Here is an 18,833-nt window from a genome sequence, read left to right on the forward strand (position 1 = left end):
CTAGTTCACCTCACTTGCCATAACAGTCAAGGTGTCAGAGATTTCTTGGAACATCTGACGATCCGTCTTTTCACCTCGATAAATTTGATTATAGAGAATACCGTCCTTGATGAAAAGAACACGTTTTGCACGGCTGGCCGCAGCTGTTGAGTGGGTCACCATGAGAATGGTTTGCCCTTGTTCATTGATCTGATCAAAGATATCAAGGAGAGCTGCAGACGATTTAGAGTCTAGGGCACCTGTTGGCTCGTCCGCAAGAAGAATTTCTGGTTCTGTGATGATAGCCCGTGCAACTGCTACCCTTTGTTTTTGCCCTCCAGAGATTTCATAAGGGTACTTCTCCTGCAATTGATTGATGCCAAGATTTTCGGCCGTCACGACCAATTTTTTCATCATTTCTGTTATAGGCTTTCTAGACAATACCAAAGGGAGTAAGATATTGTCTTTAACAGAAAGCGTATCTAACAAATTGAAGTCTTGGAAGACAAAGCCTAACTTTTCACGACGGAAGCTTGATGCTTCAGAATTTTTAATGGTAGCTGTGTCAGTTCCGTTTAGGAAGACCTGCCCACGCGTTGGCTTGTCAAGCATAGCAAGAATATTGAGTAGAGTAGATTTACCAGATCCAGACTCACCCATAATAGCAACGTAATCGCCTTTTTCAACGGTAAAGTGAATATCTTTCAGGGCTTCTACTTGGTTGCCTTGAAAGCGAGTTTTATAAATCTTTTGAACGTGTTTTACATCTAATAGTGTCATTTTAACTTCTCCTTTTTAATATCCCATTAATTGAAACTGAGCTTGCATCATTTCGATGCCGATTTGAACTCGCTCGATATCCTTTGGACTCGGCTTACTTGTTTGTTTCTTTTGTAAAATTGTTTTCATAGTATTGCTACTTTATCTTTCTGATATAAGTGTACTCTAAAAAAAGAGTTGGTTCCATAACATAACCTTACAAAAGAGGTCTGTAATCTTACATTTTTGTAAGATTGGATTATTTTTTTGATATGAACTACTATTAGTTTACCACAAATTTTTAAGCAAAAGAAAAACCCTTGATACTACAAGGGTTTAATACTTCAAATGAATGGTAATATGGTTACCAAAACCAACCTTCATTATCATCGATTGGTTCAGCCTCTTTAATCTTACGTGGTCCTGTTCCGTACATTTCTGCTTCGATATCTTCCTTTGTTGGCAAGATAGAGGCTAAGATGATGTAGATGATGATTCCAAGTCCAAAGTTTGCGATTGTAAAGATAGCAAAAATGAAGCGCACAAGGGTGACATCAAGATCCCATTTATCAGATAGTCCAGCAAGTACTCCTGATATCATACGATTTCGTCTCATTTTATAAAATTTTCTATTCATGATTTGTACCTCTTTCGGTATTCTTGTAATAAGTATAACATGAAATAAAAACTGCTTGCATCAGTCCTTAGGCGGATTTTGTAGGATAAGTTTGCCACGACAAAGACCACAACGATAACGTTTAGTATCAATTCGTCGCTTTCGTTGATAGGTTTGGTGACAAGTCTGACAAGTATAGACTAGAGCTGGTGTTTGATTAACACTTGATAAGGGAGGAACAAAGCGTAGACCATTGACCTCTTTTAGAAGCTGCTTAAAGGTTAAATCCTTATGTTGATAGCCCTTACCTTCAAAATAAAGGTGATAATGGCAGAGCTCATGACGGACGATTTTCCGAAACACCTCTATACCAAGTTCTTGATAGACTTTTGGATTAAAATCCAAATGCCCGTCATTTGGAAAGAATCGTCCACCTGTCGACCGCAGACGAGTATTCCACTGAGCTTGATGTTTGAAAGGTTTTCCAAAATCCTCTAAAGAAACTTGTTTGACGTAATCAGTTAGATTCATCTGGAGCAAGGAGCGACAGATTCACTTTTTCGCGGTCAGCATCTATTTTTTTAACCCAAACGGTTACCAAATCGCCGACCGATACTACTTGACTTGGATGTTTGATAAATTTCTTGCTCATGTGAGAGATATGAATCAGGCCATCCTCGTGAATACCAATGTCAACAAAGGCACCGAAGTCAACGACGTTACGAACAACGCCCTCAAGCTGCTGGCCAACTTTCAAGTCTTTGATATCCAAGACATCCTGCCGAAGGACTGGAGCGTCAAAAGAATCACGGAAATCACGACCTGGTTTGAGAAGGTCTGCGATAATATCTTTAAGTGTTTCTTGACCAAGGTCTAGCTCTTGGGCCATTTCCTTGATTGAAATAGATTTGAGTTTGGCTTGCGCTTCTTCATTTAGTTCTTTAATGTCCAAACGTTTGAAGAGTTCCTTGACTGCAGCATAGTTTTCTGGGTGAACACCAGTATTGTCAAGGATATTGCTACTTTCAGGGATACGGAGGAATCCTGCAGCCTGTTCAAACGCTTTAGCACCTAAACGGGGAACTTTCTTGATTTGAGCTCGTGAGGTGATTTTTCCTTCTTCTTCACGATACCTAACAATATTTTCTGAAATAGTTTTGTTAAGCCCTGCGACATGAGATAGCAAGGCTGGACTAGCTGTATTGATATTGACACCGACTTGGTTAACTACTGTATCTACCACGAAATCAAGACTTTCAGATAGTTTCTTTTGGCTAACATCGTGTTGATACTGCCCAACACCGATGGATTTAGGGTCAATTTTAACCAATTCAGCAAGTGGGTCTTGCAAACGACGAGCGATTGAGATTGCCGAACGTTTTTCAACAGTTAAGTCAGGAAACTCTTGACGGGCAAGTTCACTAGCTGAGTAGACAGATGCACCGCTCTCATTAACAATGATATAGCTGACCTCTGGAAAATCCTTAAGCACTTCGGCGACAAAAGCTTCACTTTCACGACTAGCAGTTCCATTTCCGATAGCGATGATTTCAACACCGTATTGGCCAATCAAATCTGCCAAATCACGCTTGGCTTCTTCAATCTGACGAGCTGAAGCTGGTTTTACTGGGTAAATGACTTGTGTCGTCAACATTTTACCAGTCGCATCTACGACTGCAAGCTTGGCACCTGTACGAAAGGCAGGGTCAAATCCAAGAACCACGCGCCCTTTAAGAGGTGCAACAAGGAGAAGATTTCGAAGGTTTTCTGAGAAGAGTTGAATGGCTCCTTCTTCTGCCTTCTCAGTTAGTTCGGTACGAATACGGCGCTCAATAGCTGGCAATACTTTTTTCTTAACAGATTGCTGAATAACTTCGTCAATATAGGCGTTCTTAACTTTGAAACGAGCAGCAAAGAAGGATTGAATACGTTCAACTGCATGCTCAAAACCAATCTTCAAGATGCCTAGCTTCTCACCACGATTAAGGGCAAGTGTACGGTAGCCCTGCATATTGGCAACCGTCTCCGAGAAATCGTAATAAATCTGAAAGACTTGTTTTTCATCAAGAGTTTCGTCTTTAAGTTGAGATGTAATCTTAGAATGTCTAAGGACCTCTTGATAAGTCATTGAACGTAAGTTGATATCCTCAGAGAGAGCTTCAACCAAAATATCTACTGCACCTGCTAAAGCATCTTGTGGAGTCTCGAATCCTTCACAGACAAATGCTTCTGCTTCTTTTTCTAGGTCAGAAACATTTTGTAAGATTAAGCGAGCAAGAGGGAAAAGCCCTGCCTCACGCGCAATTGTCGCCTTAGTACGGCGTTTTTCTTTATAAGGAAGATAAAGTTCTTCAACATCCGCTAGTTTTTCAGCAGCTAAGATGGCTTCTTCTAACTCTTTGGTCAACTTACCTTGCTCTTTGATTTTTGACAAAACAGCTTCCTTACGGTCATTGAGGTTGGTAAGACTTTTATCAAGGTCGATAATAGCTTTAATAGCCACCTCATCCAAACTACCAGTCATGTCTTTCCGATAACGAGCGATAAAGGGAATGGTTGCTCCTTCTGCTGTCAAAGACAAGACCGTATCAATTTGCTTTAAGGTTACACCCAAATCTTGGGAAATTTTTTCATATTTTTTATCCATGAAACTATTATACCATAAGGAAGAAAGCTTGTTTTCATTAATGTCACAGTTAGCTTGGTATTTGTTGAAGATAAAAATTCATTTGTATTGTCAATTTAAAATTAAACCTTTTGGCTGAAATAATAGTATAATAGAGGAAACAATAAGAATCGAGGTATGCCTTATGGCTGTTAAATTTACAAAAACTGATGACTTAGATAAGATGTTCGAAGAGTTCGCTAAACTTCCTGATTTAAAGCAAGTGACATTTCCAGATGACAAAGAAAAGAAAGATAAAGCAGAAAAGAAAAAATAGATGACACTCTTTCAAAGTCTACCTTTTAGTGTGTTACAAGCTGGCGCTATCTTTTTATCAATCATCATTGAAGCCCTACCATTTGTCTTAATTGGTAGTATTATCTCAGGTGCTATTGAAGTCTATGTGACTCCTGAAAAAGTATATAGATTTCTCCCTAAAAATCGTTTGGGGAGGATCTTTTTTGGTACCTTCATAGGGTTTCTCTTTCCCTCTTGTGAGTGTGGAATTGTTCCTATCATTAATCGTTTCTTAGAGAAGAAGGTTCCAAGCTATACAGCTGTTCCCTTTCTAGTAACCGCTCCTATCATCAATCCTATCGTACTCTTTGCGACCTATTCAGCCTTTGGTAATTCATTTAAAATGGTCTTACTCCGCGCTTTAGGTTCGATTCTTGTTGCTACTATATTGGGTATCTTACTTGGATTTTTCTGGGAAGGATCGATTCAAAAGGAAAATAGGCTAGCTTGTCATGAACATGATTTTTCTCACTTGACCAAAGGTCAGAAACTTCTTCAGGTCTTTATCCAAGCTATTGATGAATTCTTTGATATGGGACGTTACTTGGTTTTTGGCTGTATTTTTGCTAGCATAGTCCAAGTCTATGTACCAACTCGGATCCTGACTTCTATCAGCGCAACACCTCTACTTGCAATCGTTCTCTTGATGGTCTTATCCTTCCTTCTATCACTTTGTAGTGAAGCGGATGCCTTTATTGGCTCTTCGTTGCTCTCTAGTTTCGGATTTGCGCCAGTCCTTGCCTTTCTGGTTATTGGACCAATGCTTGATGTCAAAAACCTACTCATGATGAAGAATTATCTTAAAACTCGCTTTATTTGGCAGTTCATGACCATTGTGACTCTTGTTGTTCTTGTCTATTCTTATCTAGTCGGGGTGATGCTATGATGCGATTTCTTATTTTGATTAGTTATTTTTTCTTAACCCTTTATCTACACCTATCTGGTAAGCTCAATCAATATCTAAACCTCCACTACTCTTATTTGGCTTATATCACCATGGTTCTATCTTTGTTACTAGCCATTGTACAAGCCTATATTTGCTTCAAGCGTTTGAAAGAACACAGTCACTTACATAAGTTTTCTGCCAAGCTTGCTAGTTTTGTCCTCCTAAGTTTACCTTTGTTAGTTGGATTTACATTTCCAACTGTCGAGCTAGATTCGCAAACAGTATCGGCAAAAGGATATTATTTTCCTCTGTCAGAAGGAACTGACAAGGCAATCCAAGCAAGTGAAGGAACTAGCAGTCAGTATCTTAAACCAGATACGAGTAGGTTTTATTCACACACAGCTTATGTAGATACTGTTCGTAAGAGTGCTGATAAATACTTGTCCCAATCAAGCATTGTCATCAAGGATGAGAATTACTTGGAAGTCATGGAAGTTATCTACGATTTTCCAAATGAATTTGAAGGTAAGGAAATAGAGTTTACTGGCTTTGTCTACAACGATCCAAATCATACCAATAGTCAATTTATTTTTCGCTTTGGTATCATGCACTGTATCGCTGATTCAGGAGTTTTTGGCCTCTTGACCACTGGAAATACCAATCATTACGAAAATAACACCTGGGTAAAAGTCAAAGGTAAGATTAACAATCGCTATCACAAGGAACTCAACCAAGTCCTCCCAACCCTTGAAGTCCAGTCTTTCATCAAAGTAGACAAACCAGAGAACCCTTATGTTTATAAAGAATTTTAAAAAAGTAGCCTGAATGGGCTACTTTTTATTTTCATCTGACAATATCTTTATACATGTCTGGTCTTCTATCACGAAACAGTCCCCAGTTTAGGCGTTCGCTTGCTCCCTTATCAAGGTCATAAGTTACTAGCAGAACAGCTTCTCCTTGTCTTTCAGCTCGCTCTAGAATAGCTCCTGTTTCATCGGTCATAAAGGATGAACCGTAAAAGTTAAGGCTAGAACTTTGTCCCCCATTTTCCTCGCAAGGTTGGACTTCTTCCAAACCATAACGATTGGCTGCGATAACTGGGACAATATTTGCTGCTGCGTGCCCTTGCATGGTTCGTTGCCAATGGCCACAACTATCTGTATCCAAAATCGGCTCTGAACCAATGGCTGTTGGATAAAAGAGTAATTCAGCACCATTCAATGCAAGGCAACGTGCTGTTTCAGGGAACCACTGGTCCCAACAAATGCTGATACCAATCTTGGCATAGCGAGTATCCCAGACCTTGAAACCAGTATTTCCAGGTGTGAAAAAGAATTTCTCTTGGTAGTAATGATCGTCTGGTATATGTGTTTTGCGATAAACTCCTAGTACTTCTCCATCCGCATTAATGACAGCAATAGAATTGTATAAAACATTACCATCTTTTTCATAGAAACTGATCGGTAAAACGACCTTAAGCTCCTTGGCAATTCCTTTAAAATGCTGAATAGCCGTATTTTCTGTCACCGATTGGGCATACTGGTAGTAGTCATACTGACGTTCCTGACAGAAATAGGGACGTTCAAATAATTCAGGCAAGAGAATAATTTGGGCTCCTTGCTCAGCAGCTTGTCGAACTAAACGTTCAGCTGTTTGGATATTGGTTTCAACATCCTTAGCGCATTGCATCTGAATAGCTGCAACCGTTACATTTCTCATCTTTTTCTCCTATTCTGGAATTTGTTGGGTAATGCAGTGGATATTTCCACCACCTAATAGAATATCTCTTGCAGGAATTCCGACAACTTCACGGTCTGGGAAAAACTGGCTCAGAATATTCAAGGCCACTTGGTCATTTACATCCTGAAATTGTGGTACTAATACAGACTTATTAGCAATGTAAAAGTTCACATAGGAAGCTGCTAGACGTTCCCCGGCATAGCGCTCCTCTTCTCCTTCTTCATAAGAATAGCCCGGTAAATCTTCTTCTGTAACTACTTGATGACGAGCTGGAATCGGGAGTTTATGAATAGTGAAGGGACGGCCTTTTGCATCAGTTTCTTTTTCTAAGATAGCTAAATCAGCTGCAGACATGGCATACTGGGGATCATCTTGGTCGTCCGTCCATGCTAAAACAACCTCAGCAGGACCAACAAATGATGCAACATTATCGACGTGTTCATTGGTTTCGTCCTGATAAATACCATAAGGAAGCCAGATAACTTTTTCTGCACCAAGGCTCTCTAGTAAGATATTCTCGATTTCCTCTTTAGTCAGGTGGGGATTTCGACCCGGACTGAGCAAGCAGCTTTCTGTAACAAGAATCGTTCCTTGACCGTCACTGTGAATAGCTCCACCTTCTAGTACAAAAGGTTTGGCATCGTAAACAGGCATTTCCAACACCTCAGCAAAACTACTAGCTACTTGGTCATCTGCTTCATAGTCTTGGTAGAGACCATCAACAGCACCACCCCAAGCATTGAAAGACCAGTCTACAGCCAACTTTTCTCTCTTATCATTAAGGAGAATGGTCGGACCTGTATCACGTGCCCAGGCATCATTTGTTGCGATATCTAGATAAACGACCTTGTCTCCAAGATAAGAATGTGCTTCAGATAAGTGAGCTTGGTCTACCAAGAGATAGACTTGTTCACCTTTAGCAATGGTATGAATAATCTGGCTAAAAGCCTTTTTAGCGGCCAACCCTTGAAAAGGCCAAGATCCGGGTCGAGTAGGCCAAATCATCAAGGTTCCATGATGGGGTTCATATTCTGCAGGCATACGATAACCTAATTTCTTTGGACTGTCCATCATGATAATCTCTCCTTAAAGTCTTGGTAACCAAATGCCTTGACTAAACTGCATTCACCCTCTTTATCCATCACATACAAACTTGGAAGTCCAATCCCGTTAAAGGTATTATTTTTGACAAAGGAATAGATTGCCATGTCCTCGAAATACAGTCTACCTCCTATCTCAACTGGATTTTCAAAGCTATAGTCACCAATGATATCACCTGTTAGGCAGGTATTAGAAGATAGTCTATAAGTATAGGCTTTTTCTTGCGCTTCAAAACCGTCTCTCAATGGGGGACGATAAGGCATTTCAAGAACATCAGGCATATGGCAGCTTGCTGAAGCATCTAACACTAATGTCTCAATGCCATTTTCAACGATGTCTAAGACTTCAGTAGCCAAATAACCAGCATTAAGAGCAATGGCTTCTCCGGGTTCGATATAAACGTTAAGGTTATAGGTTTCTCGAATTCGTTTAATCTCAGAAATCAGTAAATCCACATCATAGTCATCTCTTGTAATGTGATGCCCACCACCCATATTAAGCCATTTTACCTGATGCAAGTACTGTCCAAACTGCTCTTCTACAGCTTTCAAGGTTGTCGCTAAATCATCAGCCCCTTGCTCACAAAGAGTATGAAAATGAAGCCCGTCCACCAAGTCTAGCAAATCACTAGGTATCTTGTCCGAAGTAACTCCAAAACGAGAGCCAGGTGCACAAGGGTCATAGAGCGCGTGATCTCCCTGAGTAGAACACTGAGGATTGAGGCGTAGACCTACACTAATACCAGCCTCACGACAAATTTGACCATATTTACGTAGTTGTCTCTCTGAGTTAAAAACAATATGATCAGATATTTGAAGCAACTCTTCCATGTCAGCTTCCTTGAAAGCTGGTGCAAAGACATGGACTTCCCCTGGAAATTCTTCTCGCCCTAACTTAGCTTCGTATAATCCACTAGCCGTCGTACCAGAGAGATACTGGCTAATCAAGGGATAGGTTTTATAGAGGGAATAGGCTTTTTGAGCCAGTAAAACCTTACAGCCTGCCTTTTCTTGAACTTCTTGTAGAATGCGGCAATTCTCTTCTAATTTTCCTAAGTCAATGATATAAGAAGGCGTTGGTACTTGTTCTAATTTCATTAGTCCACCATTTGTGGATTTTCAACCACAACCCATGGCAAACCGTATTTATTTAAAGCTTCCATGAATGGGTCTGGATCCAACTCTTCAAGGTTATAAACTCCAGGCTGTTTCCATGTACCATCCATCACTAATTTTGTCCCAATCATGGCAGGAACACCTGTTGTATAAGAAATGGCTTGTGAACCAACCTCTGCATAACATTCCTGATGGTCGCAAACATTGTAGATGTAGATTGTCTTTTCAACGCCATCTTTGACACCTGTAAAGATACATCCGATATTTGTTTTTCCAACAGTGCGTGGTCCAAGGCTTGCAGGATCTGGAAGCAAGGCTTTCAAGAATTGGATTGGAACAATTTCTTGGCCGTTAAAATTAATAGCATCTGTACGAAGAAGCCCAACATTTTCCAAGCATTTCATATGCGTTAGATAAGATTGACCAAAAGTCATAAAGAAGCGAATGCGTTTAACTCCTGGAATATTCTTTGCCAATGATTCGATTTCTTCATGGTGGAGTAGATACATGTCTTTTTGACCAACTTGAGGGAAATCATACTCACGTTTGATAGACATAGCTTCGACTTCTACCCATTTTCCATCTTCCCAGTAAGAACCTGGTGCAGAAACTTCACGTAGATTGATTTCTGGGTTAAAGTTTGTTGCAAATGGATAACCGTGGTCACCACCATTACAGTCTAAAATATCGATATAGTGGATTTCATCAAAATAGTGTTTAAGCGCGTATGCTGAAAAGACGCTTGTTACCCCTGGGTCAAAACCAGAACCCAGAAGAGCAGTCAGACCTGCTTCTTTGAATTTCTCTTGGTAAGCCCACTGCCATGAGTAGTCAAAGTAGGCAGTAAAACCAAGTTCCTTACAACGTTTCTCATAAATAGCACGCCATTCAGGGTCTTCTGTATCCTCAGCCTCGTAGTTGGCAGTATCGATATAGTGGACACCTGTTGCCAAACAAGCATCCATGATGGTCAAGTCTTGATAAGGTAAAGCTACGTTCAAAACAGCTTCTGGTTTGTAGCTTTCAATCAAGGCAATCACTTCTTCTACCTTGTCAGCATCAAGAGCAGCTGTCTCAATCTTAGTATTTGTTTTGCCTTCTAATTTAGCCTTCAAGTCATCACATTTTGACTTTGTACGGCTAGCTATCATAATTTCTTTAAAAGTTTCGCTATCTTGGCAAATCTTTGAAATAGCAACTTGGGCAACTCCCCCACATCCAATAACTAATAAACGACTCATTTTCTTCCTTCCTCTTCTTCTAAAATGTCTTCTACATACTTAGGCAACATAAAGGCACCAATATGCAAGTTTGCAGTGTAGTATTCAGTGAAAAGCTGGCGTTTTTTCCAGCCTTCCTTGTCAAAATCTTTGACAGGGTGATATTTTTTAGATGCAAATCCAAATAACCAATAGCCAGCAGGACTGGTAGGGATATGAGCCTGGTAAACCCGGCTAATTGGAAAGGCTTGATTGACCTTTCGGTGCATGCTTCGGCATGCTGACTCATCTTCGTCAAAGAAAGGACTACCATGCTGGTAAATCATGATGCCGTCTTCTTTGAGAGCCCTATAACTATTGCCGTAAAATTCCTTGGTAAAGAGCCCTTCCGTATGGCCAAATGGATCTGTCGCATCATTGATGATAATGTCGTAATCATCTTCACAATTTCTCAAAAATCTCAGTCCATTTTGGTAGTAAATGGTGACACGAGGGTCATCAAGTCCTGCAGCAAAATCTGGGAAGTATTCTCGACAAACTTCAACCAGCATCTCGTCTGGTTCCACAATATCGATTTGTTCCAATTCTGGATAGAGGGTTAATACTTGAGCAACACCACCATCACCACCCCCAATAACCAAAACTTTCTTTGGATTGGGATGGACAGCCATAGGAACGTGAACGGTCATTTCATTATAGACAAAATCATCTGCATCTGAGAACAAGACATGCCCATTTAAAATCAAAATCTTTCCAAAAGCTGGTGTATCTAATACTTCTATATCCTGCCATTCACTTTGACCAGAATAAAGCTGTTTGGCTGTTCTCATTGTTAACTTGACATCTGGAGTATGAACTTCAGAAAACCATAAATCCATCTAGTTCTCCTTTCTTTCAATGACGTTGATATGATTGACCTCTGGATCTTCCGTTCCTTGGAGGGAACAACCACGTTCTTTTGCAAATTGGATATAATCAACAATTTCTCGTGTAATGCGTTCACCTGGCGCTAGGATTGGAATTCCTGGAGGATAGCACATGACAAATTCGCCACAAACTTGCCCAATGGATTCGTCTAATGTTAAGCTTCTTCTATTTGAGTAAAAGGCTTCCTGAGGAGACAGCACCAACTCAGGCTGGATATATTCTCCAGCAATCAAGTCCTTCCCATCTCGTGAGTATAGTCTCTTGATATCAGCCAAAGCACCTACCAAGCGCTCAATGTCTTGGATACGGTCACCAATCGAAATGTAGGCTAAGATATTGCCGATATCACCAAACTCAATCTGAATGTCATACTCATCTCGTAAGAGGTCATAAACTTCGATACCTGTTAGACCAATCCCCTGAGTGTAAACTGACAGCTTGGTTACATCAAAATCACAAACCGAGACACCATCTACTAGTTCTTTTGAGTAGGCATAGTAGCCACCGATGGCATTGATTTCACGACGTGCGTACTCAGATAGCTCAATAACTTTCTCAAAGGACTCTTTGCCACGAAGGGCTAGGTTTCTACGAGAAACATCTAGACTAGCCATTAGCAAGTAGGATGCTGATGTTGATTGGGTCAGGTTAATGATTTGACGTACGTACTCAGGATTCATCTGATCGCCAACTAAAAGAAGGGAACTTTGAGTCAAGCTGCCACCGGACTTATGCATGGATACAGCTGACATATCTGCTCCTGCGTCCATAGCAGACAGAGGAAGTTTATCTGTAAAGTGCAGATGAGCACCGTGCGCCTCGTCTACTAAGACTTTCATTCCTGCGGCGTGTGCCATCTCTGTTAAACCCTTAAGGTCTGAACAAATCCCATAATAGGTTGGATTGTTTATTAGGATAGCTTTGGCATCCGGATGGTCCTTGATTGCTTGGGCAACACGGTCATTTTCAAGCCCCAAAGCAATACCGATTTTTGGATCCACACTCATCTCGATATAGATAGGAATAGCTCCGCATAAAACGAGAGCATTGATAGCTGATTTATGGACATTTCGTGGAAGGATGATCTTATCACCTGATTTACAGGTAGAAAGAATCATGGTCTGCACGGATGAAGTTGTCCCACCGATCATTAAAAAGGCATGAGCAGCACCAAATGCTTCTGCAGCTAGTTCTTCTGCATCTCTAATAATCGAAATAGGATGTCCTAGATTGTCCAAGGGCTTCATAGAATTGACATCGATCCCAACGCATTTTTCCCCTAAAAGTTCCACTAATTCCGGATTCCCGCGGCCACGTTTATGACCTGGTACATCGAAAGGTACAATTCTTTTTTTTCGTAACTTGACCAGTCCCTCATAAATAGGAGCTTGGTTTTGATTTAACATTTTAGAGACATACTCCTTTATCATAGTTATTTTCACCTTATGCAAGGTTCTAAAGGATACTTATGAAAAAAGAGCAGGTTGGCACCTGCTCTACAATCTACTGACGTGTTTATGTTTGTTTCTTTTGAGTATGTCTGTTCCTGATGTTTCCTAACTCTCTAGTAGCAAATATTACGTACTTTATTGATCGTTTCACAAGATGACGTGTGCTTTCACCACACTAACAAATCTTTACGAATTAGGACAAGTGTCCTAACATCAACTTATAAAAGTAGGCTTTTAACCCTATCAATAATGTGGCTTTTCAACCACGCTTCGGCATTCAACCCTGCCTGTCCGTAGGCATTTTTTACTCGGGTTTATATTTACTAGAAAACATCATCTCATTTTCTAAGCTTCATTACTATACCATGATTTCACAATCTTGTAAAGTATTTTTAGAACTTTTTAAAATAATTTAATATTTAAGTTCGTGTAATTTATTCAACCAATAAATAGAAATCGTTTTACATTTAAATCAAAAAACAAAAAAGGAACTAAATAAATTAATTCCTTTAGATAGGCATAAGCAAATTCAACTATTCAAAATCGTATTACTCATCACGCGCTACTTTGGCAGCTAGTTCAAAATCAGTCATCAAATAATTTTCATCTAGACGGATAAGACTATAATACTCATTCCAAAATAGAGAGTCGCTGTTACTTGACCACTGTAATCCATACCACAATTGAGTGACATCACTTGTATTTGATGGGGGAATTGACCATAGATGCTTTTTAAAAGTTTCTTGAACAAGTGGAAGGTCCAGTCGACTAGTTAAGTCGAGTTCATCTAACTTGAAAGTGATAGAATGTTTCTTTGCTTCTTCAATACTGTCCTTATTAAATCGAATCTGAATAACCATAGAATCTTCTAAAGCCACATTCTGGTCCTCAGCACCGTAAAAGGAAATACTCCCCAGCACTATACCATTTTTTGCTATTAGATATGGAGCGTAAGGGACTGCATTGCTATCAAGTCTGAAGCCTTTTTCGATAGTGACTGATTTATCTCCCGAATACTTCTGGAAACTGCCATCTGTCAGGAGCTCTTCATAGTCGCTACCACCATCACCTTGTCTTACATAGATATCAAACCCAGCTTCCATCAGATTACTTGCTTTGGTTTCTGCTAAAATGATTTTACTTTCATTAATTTGCAAAATTGGTGCTTGAGGTGGCAAACCAATCGTGAGATTAAACATGACGCCTACTAAAAAGACCATCAAGGTTATAAGGAGGGCAAGCAAAGACTTTCCAGTCCTTTTTCTTGCATTAAAAAGAGCCATTATAGCTGGGAGGAGGATCATTTTTGCTAAAATAGAATTCCCCACACCACCTCTATTTAAGGTCTGAAAAGCAAAGATCCCTGCTATTGAAATCAGGGACAGGTAGACCAAAATCTCTCCTAGACCCAGTTTTTCTGTTCGAGTTTGTTGATTTACTGGAGTTTCGTACAATGACTGTCCATTCTCTTTCCTCTTTTTTAGAAAGAGATAAAAACCCAGACCGAGTAGCAGATTAAAGATTGCAAAAACTATTAAAGTACCTATAATCACCGTTCTACCCATGTCTCTCTACCCTTTACGCGCTCTCTCAAATCTTATCTTTCTCTTTATTGTCCAATTCCCAATCAATAAAACCATTAAGAAGAAGGGGCCTCCTTCTATCAGCACAATCGGTAAAGCTTAAATGGCAATGATTCTCATCTTTTTATCTTTAAGGAAACTGCTGATATTTCTAGCTATATTTCCCTAGAAAGTGCTATAATGGAGCTAACAAAATTGTTCTCTAGCAATTGAAAAACGGGGGAAGTAGTCATGCTCACCACTATTGTTTTAGGATTTTATGCTCTTTTCTTTCTATCCTTGTGCTTTACTATCTATCTCTATATTAGACTTGTAGTTGCGGTTAAAAAAGGGAAAGATGTCCCAAAATGGATCTATAAACTCGGCCATGCTATTCAAGGAAGAATTCACGTTGACTATGAAGAAATCACTGATGCTAATGCCCTTAAAGAGATTCATTGGTTCTTGCTAATCTATTTAATCGTAAACCTACTCGTATTGGCTGGCTTCTACTATCATGGTAATAGCTTTCCTCAAGCCATTTATGAATGTTTGAAAAAACAATTTTTTATCGTACTTGTTAGTATGGTTTTAAAAAGTATTGGTAAATTTGTTGTACTAGCTATAAGAAAAAACTTTCATAACAGTCATGTCTATGCATCAACCAACACTTTTATCAGAACAGCTTTTTTAACGAGTTATGTTTTTATGTTTTGCATGATGATGAGTGGTCTTCCGGCTCAACCTGTTCCAGTAACCATTCAAAATACTACTGTCATTATCGGTGAGAGCAAGGCTTCCGAGCTTTTAGACCAAGGCTATACCTTTGGAGATAAAAGCGCAGAGAGCTCCATCACCAATCCCAAAAACGACCACTTCTACTACGGTCAGCTTCTCGAAGTCAAGCGGGATAATCAGTCCTACGGCTTTATGAGCCTTACTCCCACAGGTAAAGACACTGATCAGCTCAAAAACTGCGTCATCACCTATTACAGAACACCTAAGGATAACAATCAACTAGAAGAAATTTCCATCAATCATGTCAAGCTAGCAAATCTCAAGCTCCAAGACTTTCAAACACGAAAATTAATCGATATCTTTGAAGTCAATCCAGCTGATTATAATGTCACTGATAAGGATAACAACTTTATCCTAACTATTCAAACAGCAGATTACGACCTCTGGAAAAGGTATCGTATTGAATCCAAGTTCAATTCAGATGGTTCGATTGATAGCTATGGAGTCAGAGCCCAGCATAGCATGTGGGAATGATGGAGTGATAGCTTTAGACATTAGTAAGCATATAATCAAATAGATGAGCGTTTAGGCGCTCCTACTTGATTTTATGCTTATTCATTTTTTCTTGGAAAATATCTGTAAGAATTTGTCGCAATTCTTGAGCTTCCTTTTTGGGAAGTTGGCCTTCTTGTTCAGCTACAGCATACAATTCCGGATATTCAAAAGAGATTCTCTTAATCGTACGCGTAATTGCGTGTTTTCTAACAAAAAATGGAATACGCTTAATGTATTCTTGAGGGATCAACGCGATAATTTTGTCAGCAGTTTCCTTATCGTTCAGCTTAGAAAAAGTCAGTCCCTTTTTAATCATTTCTTGTTCTTGTTTCGTAAAATCTTGTAATTCCATATGTTTAGTCCTCATCTTCACTGACTTCCCAAACCTCAGCTTGGTAGGGTTCTCCATCTTCATCGTATCGATTGATATAACCAATAAATCTTTCATTATTTCTGGGTCTCTGCTGGTTTCCTTTGATAACCCAAACAGCCCATACTCCAATTAGGAATAAGACTATCATTCCAAACAATGCATCCATAATGTCTATTCCCTTAAAATTGAACCCACTTATCATTATTCATAATAAATGGTTTAGCTAGACCTTCTCCTGTATAGTTTTCGTATTTTGTATCTAGATATTTGTAACAATCTTCCTTGGTCGCAAATTTGATGGCTTGATAAGGCTCCTCAAAGGTTAACTTTTCAACAAAGAGATAGCCGTCCTCACTTGGTACAAGTATCCCGACATGGCCAATAAAGAGGGATTGACCATCCAAGTCATCATGGACGACTACGGAGAGCATTCTTGCATTTTCATTAAACTTGAATTGAGAAAGGAATTGTTCCATCTTTGCAGCATGAACTTTGACATCTGTCGTTGCTTCGGTCTTGACTCTTGAGAATAAAATATCAAAGGCATCCTTGTCTTCTGCATCAAAGACCTTACCTTTGTCAATGGCATCATTATCGACAAACAAGAGAGAATCATCTTTCTCTAATTTAGGAATTTCGATAGAATTTTTCAATAAACAATAACTGTTAATACGACAGTTGGTACCGACAAAATCACCCTTTTTAGGAGCCCAAAGATTGCTTATCTTTTCAACATCATAGTCTGTTTTGGTAAATGTAGAAAAATCCCCAGTTAAGCCTACTGAGCCGACAATCGCGTTGTAATCATTGACAAGGTTGAAAAATGCATCGACACTATCTTTATCCAAATGTGCAGCCAAGGCTTTTCGAACTTCTTCTGCACTCGGTTGATTGTTCAAATTGCTATAAGTTGCTTTCCAGGAAACCTGATTCGACTGTGATTGAGTCACTGAAGTTTCAGCAGTACTATCAGAAGTCTTTTGAGTTTGACTACAAGCTACTATGGTCAAAAGAAGTGTTGAGCAAAGACCAATAGTCGCTAATCTTTTAAATTTCATAGGCATTCCTTTTTTAAATAAAATTGTTGTTTAGAGTAAAAATCATTATTCTTTCGGTTGAGAATAGACTTCGATATGCTGACCTAGCACCTTGATTTCTACTGGTAGGTCATCAGATTTGTCACCATCAACATCTGTTTCTAATTCAGAATCAGAAGAAATTTTTATATGACGAGCTTTTATATACTCGATATTATCATTTACGACGACATCCCCTTTTAATAAATCAGGGATAACTGACAATTTAGTAAGGATTGAGGCATCTTTTAAAATCAAAATATTGGCATAACCATCCTTGTCTTCTTCAAAGATTTTTTTGTCAGCGAAATAGTTGGTAAGGAGAACCAAGACATGGCTGGCAGGGCCGATGTAATTTCCTTTTTCAGTCTCAACAGTAATGTTAAATGCTTGATCTGTAACCACTGACTTCATAGTATTAATCGCATAGGCAAGCATGCCAAACTTCGTTTTATCTTCTATCCCAACGTTGTGGATCGCTTCTGGCAGTGAACCAATACTAAAAATGTATCCGAAATAGTGCCCATTAGATTTTCCAATATCAATCTTATTCGTAGAATTAAAATCGAGTTCGTCAATGGCACCATCAATATCTTGATTGATTTCTAACAGTTTCGTAATGAGATTTCCAGTTCCTCCTGGGATAATCGCAAGTTTAGGAATGTAGTCTTTTTCCGCGATACCAGAGATTACTTCATTGACAGTCCCATCTCCGCCAAAAACAAGAACAGCATCATATCGCTCCTGAGAAGCTTCTTCTGCAAAGTTTGTGGCGTCTTGCGCTTTCTCCGTTATTTTAATCTCCACATGTTCAAAATAGTCTCTAGCTTTATTCTCCAGTTTCACCTTATAATCCAAAGCTTTTTCGCCACCAGATGTTGGATTGATGATTACCATAATTTTTTTCATTTGTTGTTCTCCTTAAAGATTTAAAAAACAATATAGGTCAATTAAAAAACCTTTTTGTTTCTCATTCACTTATTTGATGTCGTATTAGATAGATAGTTTTATATTGAGTTAAAAACTATACATATAGAACTATCTAAACTCATTGTACTTGATTCTAGTTTATTTAGCAAGTTTACAAGATGAGCATTAAAAAACCAACCGATATTTCCTTTCGATTGGTTTATTAATTTGTGAAGAGTTTATAAGTTTAACTATACAAAAACTCTTCCATCGCTTCTTCCACATATCCCTCTACATCTTCAACTTCTACAAACATGGGGTCCAAGTGACACAAGAAGTGCCAATCTTTGGAGCCTTTCTTTCTGTAGAGAATTGCTTCGCCATCTTCGCTTCCAAAATAGCTTCTTTCTACTTCATACCCTTTGCTTTCGAAGAATGCTTTTGCCTTACGGAAGTTTGCTTCTCTGGCTTCGACATATGATTTCGCTTCATCGTTGTTAACGACATAGGCATCGATTTTTGTAGCTCCTTCGATCACTTTATCGTTTTTAACGGATAGATTCGAAATTTCTTTCCAAATAATGTCCACATTTTCTTCAGGATTAAACGAAAATCTAGATAAAGGGACAATATTACCATTGAAGACAATTTCCATATAATCCGGCAAGTGTTTAGGATTAACATACTCCACTTCAAACCCATCTTCTGTTTCTAAAGTATATCCCGGGATTTGAGTTACAAATTCCCGTCCTTCTTCTACAGAATCAAAAGCGACTAAATCCTTTTGATAATCAGCTTGATACAATTCCAATAGATACATCTTTAATCCTCTCAATATTTGAAAAACTAACCGAGATTCTATGC

At 39.1% G+C, this 18,833-nt stretch carries 20 protein-coding genes; 4 read left to right on the top strand and 16 right to left on the bottom strand.

Features of this window, described 5'->3' with window-relative positions; genetic code table 11:
* The 4 genes from QM911_RS01060 to QM911_RS01075 all read right to left on the bottom strand — a co-directional run bounded on the left by QM911_RS01060 (position 1) and on the right by QM911_RS01075 (position 4,001).
* On the bottom strand, positions 1–759 hold the full coding sequence (locus QM911_RS01060) for an ABC transporter ATP-binding protein (RefSeq protein ID WP_006152604.1): 759 nt from the start codon (positions 757–759) through the stop codon (positions 1–3).
* Between the two features lie 343 nt (positions 760–1,102).
* Positions 1,103–1,375 carry a PspC domain-containing protein gene (locus tag QM911_RS01065; RefSeq protein WP_049548413.1) on the bottom strand — a complete coding sequence of 91 codons (273 nt, stop codon included), beginning with the start codon at positions 1,373–1,375 and terminating at the stop codon, positions 1,103–1,105.
* A 60-nt stretch (positions 1,376–1,435) separates the two neighbouring features.
* Positions 1,436–1,885 (bottom strand): SprT family protein, encoded by a 450-nt coding sequence (locus QM911_RS01070; RefSeq protein ID WP_414312840.1) that lies wholly within the window; start codon positions 1,883–1,885, stop codon positions 1,436–1,438.
* On the bottom strand, positions 1,872–4,001 hold the full coding sequence (locus tag QM911_RS01075) for a Tex family protein (protein WP_414312841.1): 2,130 nt from the start codon (positions 3,999–4,001) through the stop codon (positions 1,872–1,874). Before QM911_RS01075 ends, QM911_RS01070 begins: the two co-directional genes overlap by 14 nt.
* A 163-nt stretch (positions 4,002–4,164) precedes the next feature.
* Between QM911_RS01075 and QM911_RS01080 the strand changes: the two genes are divergently transcribed.
* Genes QM911_RS01080 through QM911_RS01090 form a run of 3 tightly spaced genes read left to right on the top strand, consistent with a single transcriptional unit; the run spans position 4,165 to position 6,014 of the window.
* A complete protein-coding gene (locus QM911_RS01080; RefSeq protein ID WP_000268695.1) occupies positions 4,165–4,296 on the top strand; it encodes an SPJ_0845 family protein in 132 nt (43 codons plus the stop codon).
* Positions 4,297–5,202, top strand: a complete 906-nt coding sequence (locus QM911_RS01085; protein ID WP_049508306.1) for a permease — start codon at positions 4,297–4,299, stop codon at positions 5,200–5,202.
* On the top strand, positions 5,199–6,014 hold the full coding sequence (locus tag QM911_RS01090; protein WP_414312842.1) for a TIGR03943 family putative permease subunit: 816 nt from the start codon (positions 5,199–5,201) through the stop codon (positions 6,012–6,014). Before QM911_RS01085 ends, QM911_RS01090 begins: the two co-directional genes overlap by 4 nt.
* Before the next feature lie 31 nt (positions 6,015–6,045).
* Here the strand turns inward: QM911_RS01090 and aguB are convergent, their stop codons facing one another.
* The 7 genes from aguB to QM911_RS01125 all read right to left on the bottom strand — a co-directional run bounded on the left by aguB (position 6,046) and on the right by QM911_RS01125 (position 14,321).
* Positions 6,046–6,921: an N-carbamoylputrescine amidase gene (gene aguB / locus QM911_RS01095; RefSeq protein ID WP_414312843.1), complete on the bottom strand. Its 876-nt coding sequence runs from the start codon at positions 6,919–6,921 to the stop codon at positions 6,046–6,048.
* Positions 6,922–6,930: 9 nt separating this feature from the next.
* Positions 6,931–8,016: an agmatine deiminase gene (aguA, locus tag QM911_RS01100; protein WP_414312844.1), complete on the bottom strand. Its 1,086-nt coding sequence runs from the start codon at positions 8,014–8,016 to the stop codon at positions 6,931–6,933.
* A complete protein-coding gene (nspC, locus tag QM911_RS01105) occupies positions 8,013–9,140 on the bottom strand; it encodes a carboxynorspermidine decarboxylase (protein ID WP_414312845.1) in 1,128 nt (375 codons plus the stop codon). The genes aguA and nspC overlap by 4 nt, the downstream gene beginning before the upstream one ends.
* Entirely contained in the window at positions 9,140–10,399 is a 1,260-nt protein-coding gene (locus QM911_RS01110) for a saccharopine dehydrogenase family protein (RefSeq protein ID WP_074325005.1), read from the bottom strand. The genes nspC and QM911_RS01110 overlap by 1 nt, the downstream gene beginning before the upstream one ends.
* On the bottom strand, positions 10,396–11,256 hold the full coding sequence (gene speE, locus QM911_RS01115; RefSeq protein WP_004252874.1) for a polyamine aminopropyltransferase: 861 nt from the start codon (positions 11,254–11,256) through the stop codon (positions 10,396–10,398). The genes QM911_RS01110 and speE overlap by 4 nt, the downstream gene beginning before the upstream one ends.
* On the bottom strand, positions 11,257–12,711 hold the full coding sequence (locus tag QM911_RS01120) for an aminotransferase class I/II-fold pyridoxal phosphate-dependent enzyme (protein ID WP_414312846.1): 1,455 nt from the start codon (positions 12,709–12,711) through the stop codon (positions 11,257–11,259).
* A 593-nt stretch (positions 12,712–13,304) separates the two neighbouring features.
* Entirely contained in the window at positions 13,305–14,321 is a 1,017-nt protein-coding gene (locus QM911_RS01125; RefSeq protein WP_414312847.1) for a hypothetical protein, read from the bottom strand.
* Positions 14,322–14,570: 249 nt separating this feature from the next.
* On the opposite strand from QM911_RS01125, the gene QM911_RS01130 reads away from it, so the two are divergent.
* Positions 14,571–15,590: a hypothetical protein gene (locus tag QM911_RS01130; RefSeq protein WP_414312848.1), complete on the top strand. Its 1,020-nt coding sequence runs from the start codon at positions 14,571–14,573 to the stop codon at positions 15,588–15,590.
* A 61-nt stretch (positions 15,591–15,651) separates the two neighbouring features.
* Here the strand turns inward: QM911_RS01130 and QM911_RS01135 are convergent, their stop codons facing one another.
* From QM911_RS01135 to QM911_RS01155, 5 genes are all read right to left on the bottom strand, one after another.
* On the bottom strand, positions 15,652–15,963 hold the full coding sequence (locus tag QM911_RS01135; RefSeq protein ID WP_414268233.1) for a hypothetical protein: 312 nt from the start codon (positions 15,961–15,963) through the stop codon (positions 15,652–15,654).
* Between the two features lie 4 nt (positions 15,964–15,967).
* Positions 15,968–16,150 carry a hypothetical protein gene (locus QM911_RS01140; RefSeq protein ID WP_074325009.1) on the bottom strand — a complete coding sequence of 61 codons (183 nt, stop codon included), beginning with the start codon at positions 16,148–16,150 and terminating at the stop codon, positions 15,968–15,970.
* A gap of 13 nt (positions 16,151–16,163) precedes the next feature.
* A complete protein-coding gene (locus QM911_RS01145; protein ID WP_414312849.1) occupies positions 16,164–17,042 on the bottom strand; it encodes a DUF4300 family protein in 879 nt (292 codons plus the stop codon).
* A 45-nt stretch (positions 17,043–17,087) separates the two neighbouring features.
* The gene (locus tag QM911_RS01150; protein WP_414312850.1) at positions 17,088–17,969 is read right to left on the bottom strand and encodes a diacylglycerol/lipid kinase family protein; all 882 of its coding nucleotides are present in this window, start codon (positions 17,967–17,969) and stop codon (positions 17,088–17,090) included.
* Positions 17,970–18,216: 247 nt separating this feature from the next.
* Positions 18,217–18,789: a hypothetical protein gene (locus QM911_RS01155; protein WP_414312851.1), complete on the bottom strand. Its 573-nt coding sequence runs from the start codon at positions 18,787–18,789 to the stop codon at positions 18,217–18,219.
* Positions 18,790–18,833 lie beyond the last annotated feature (44 nt).

Origin of the sequence: Streptococcus infantis (assembly GCF_047460825.1) — a bacterium.
In the GTDB taxonomy this organism is placed as follows: Bacteria; Bacillota; Bacilli; order Lactobacillales; family Streptococcaceae; genus Streptococcus; species Streptococcus infantis_V.

Coding starts and splice junctions, on each gene's coding strand:
- QM911_RS01060 (WP_006152604.1), bottom strand. CDS start 759: ATGACACTATTAGATGTAAAACACGTTCAAAAGATTTATAAAACTCGC.
- QM911_RS01065 (WP_049548413.1), bottom strand. CDS start 1,375: ATGAATAGAAAATTTTATAAAATGAGACGAAATCGTATGATATCAGGA.
- QM911_RS01070 (WP_414312840.1), bottom strand. CDS start 1,885: ATGAATCTAACTGATTACGTCAAACAAGTTTCTTTAGAGGATTTTGGA.
- QM911_RS01075 (WP_414312841.1), bottom strand. CDS start 4,001: ATGGATAAAAAATATGAAAAAATTTCCCAAGATTTGGGTGTAACCTTA.
- QM911_RS01080 (WP_000268695.1), top strand. CDS start 4,165: ATGGCTGTTAAATTTACAAAAACTGATGACTTAGATAAGATGTTCGAA.
- QM911_RS01085 (WP_049508306.1), top strand. CDS start 4,297: ATGACACTCTTTCAAAGTCTACCTTTTAGTGTGTTACAAGCTGGCGCT.
- QM911_RS01090 (WP_414312842.1), top strand. CDS start 5,199: ATGATGCGATTTCTTATTTTGATTAGTTATTTTTTCTTAACCCTTTAT.
- aguB (WP_414312843.1), bottom strand. CDS start 6,921: ATGAGAAATGTAACGGTTGCAGCTATTCAGATGCAATGCGCTAAGGAT.
- aguA (WP_414312844.1), bottom strand. CDS start 8,016: ATGATGGACAGTCCAAAGAAATTAGGTTATCGTATGCCTGCAGAATAT.
- nspC (WP_414312845.1), bottom strand. CDS start 9,140: ATGAAATTAGAACAAGTACCAACGCCTTCTTATATCATTGACTTAGGA.
- QM911_RS01110 (WP_074325005.1), bottom strand. CDS start 10,399: ATGAGTCGTTTATTAGTTATTGGATGTGGGGGAGTTGCCCAAGTTGCT.
- speE (WP_004252874.1), bottom strand. CDS start 11,256: ATGGATTTATGGTTTTCTGAAGTTCATACTCCAGATGTCAAGTTAACA.
- QM911_RS01120 (WP_414312846.1), bottom strand. CDS start 12,711: ATGTTAAATCAAAACCAAGCTCCTATTTATGAGGGACTGGTCAAGTTA.
- QM911_RS01125 (WP_414312847.1), bottom strand. CDS start 14,321: ATGGGTAGAACGGTGATTATAGGTACTTTAATAGTTTTTGCAATCTTT.
- QM911_RS01130 (WP_414312848.1), top strand. CDS start 14,571: ATGCTCACCACTATTGTTTTAGGATTTTATGCTCTTTTCTTTCTATCC.
- QM911_RS01135 (WP_414268233.1), bottom strand. CDS start 15,963: ATGGAATTACAAGATTTTACGAAACAAGAACAAGAAATGATTAAAAAG.
- QM911_RS01140 (WP_074325009.1), bottom strand. CDS start 16,150: ATGGATGCATTGTTTGGAATGATAGTCTTATTCCTAATTGGAGTATGG.
- QM911_RS01145 (WP_414312849.1), bottom strand. CDS start 17,042: ATGAAATTTAAAAGATTAGCGACTATTGGTCTTTGCTCAACACTTCTT.
- QM911_RS01150 (WP_414312850.1), bottom strand. CDS start 17,969: ATGAAAAAAATTATGGTAATCATCAATCCAACATCTGGTGGCGAAAAA.
- QM911_RS01155 (WP_414312851.1), bottom strand. CDS start 18,789: ATGTATCTATTGGAATTGTATCAAGCTGATTATCAAAAGGATTTAGTC.